This is a genomic window from Microcoleus sp. LAD1_D5, assembly GCF_036702115.1.
In the GTDB taxonomy this organism is placed as follows: domain Bacteria; phylum Cyanobacteriota; class Cyanobacteriia; order Cyanobacteriales; family Microcoleaceae; genus Microcoleus.
The window spans coordinates 1-1,434 of record NZ_JAUBSA010000177.1; the positions used below are offsets into that span (position 1 = coordinate 1).

A 1,434-nucleotide genomic window follows, 5' to 3' on the forward strand; every position below is an offset into this window, starting at 1 on the left:
CCACTTTTATCAACGGGGGATGAGGGCTGTAACTCAGATTAGGTCTAGCTCTTAGCTCTCTTTGTCACCCCCCCAGGGAGCGATCAATTATTCAAGCTCGATTTAAGATAAGTTTTTCAGGCGTTAATTTCCTCCCACTATAATTGGAGATTATCTTCAATCTAAAAACAGGGGTGGTTTTGCCCGAACGACATAAAAACACACAAAAAACCTGGCGCAACCAGGTAGAAAGGTTCATTACTAAAAAAGTAATAGCAATAACTGTTTCAGAAGTATTATCAAGTTTTGCCATCACTCTATTCAGACTGAATCTTCGTTTACCTTGTCCAAATTTACCCTCAATTGCATTTCTAATTCTCTCATCTGACAAGGCTTGCTTCTTTTTTTCTTTACTGACTGTTGCTGGGGGTCTTCCCAAGGGCGGACCGCTGATTCTAATACCTTTTTCTTTACACCATGCTCGGTTTTCTCTTGTACGATAAATACGATCGGCATGAACTGACTCTGGATAATATCCGGTGAACCTATGATATGCTTCTACTTGTGCTTTTAAGTCTCCTGATTCGTTGAAACTATCCCAGCTCATTCGGTCTAAAAATACATATCCTTCAAAGCAACTGGCTGATAGTTTAGCTCCAAACTCTACTTTTTTCCCGGCTTTTCCTCTGACTATGGGACGGATATGGGGTTGGCTTAAACTTACTATTCTCTGCTCAATACTCTGTTTATTGTTATCAAATAACCATTGCTGTTGGCGATAGACTTCTGTGAGGACTAGCAGGGTTTTATATTGCTTTTTATTCAGACTTTTTAAAGTCGCACCTGACTCTATTAGCTGTCCAATATGAGCTAAATTTCTTTTTATATATTGGAGTTGTTTTTTAATTGCTTGTCTTTTTTTGTTTTGGGTGGGTCGTCTTTGTTTGGCTACTGCTAAGTAGTCTTTTCTCGCTAGATTCCGGTAGGTTCTTGGCTTTTTTTTTGCTTTGTTTTTTAGAGATTTATAGAGAATATCTATAATTTTTTTGGTGTGAACTCTGGCAAGGTTTAATAGTCCTAAGTCGGTCGGATAGGTAATATCGGCGGGGGCGCAGGTCACATCTACGAGCAACTTTCCTCGATTTTGTGACTCATTTTTGGCGTCCGAATCCTTTTTTTTTCGGGTTTGCCTGCGGCGGGTTCTTGTATTTTCACAGGCGATTCCTTCGTTCACTTTGTTAATTAAATTCCCACTAATCCGTTGTCGAAAGTGAACTAATAGTGATGGGTCAAATGGCAGCTCGTTACTGTAGCTTAATTGACCGATGAAGTATTGTAGATAGGGATTTTCGCGGATTTGTTCGACTGTTTCCCGATCGCTAATTAGGGCTTGCTGAATAAGCCTAAAACCCTTACCTCAAAAGACTTTGACTCGCGTTCGGCGTTGACAACGTG

At 40.2% G+C, this 1,434-nt stretch carries 1 pseudogene; it reads right to left on the minus strand.

The features are described 5' to 3' along the window. Positions 1–91 precede the first annotated feature (91 nt). Positions 92–1,390 (minus strand): annotated as a pseudogene (locus QUA70_RS28405) (IS5 family transposase); the annotation flags it as partial. Positions 1,391–1,434 lie beyond the last annotated feature (44 nt).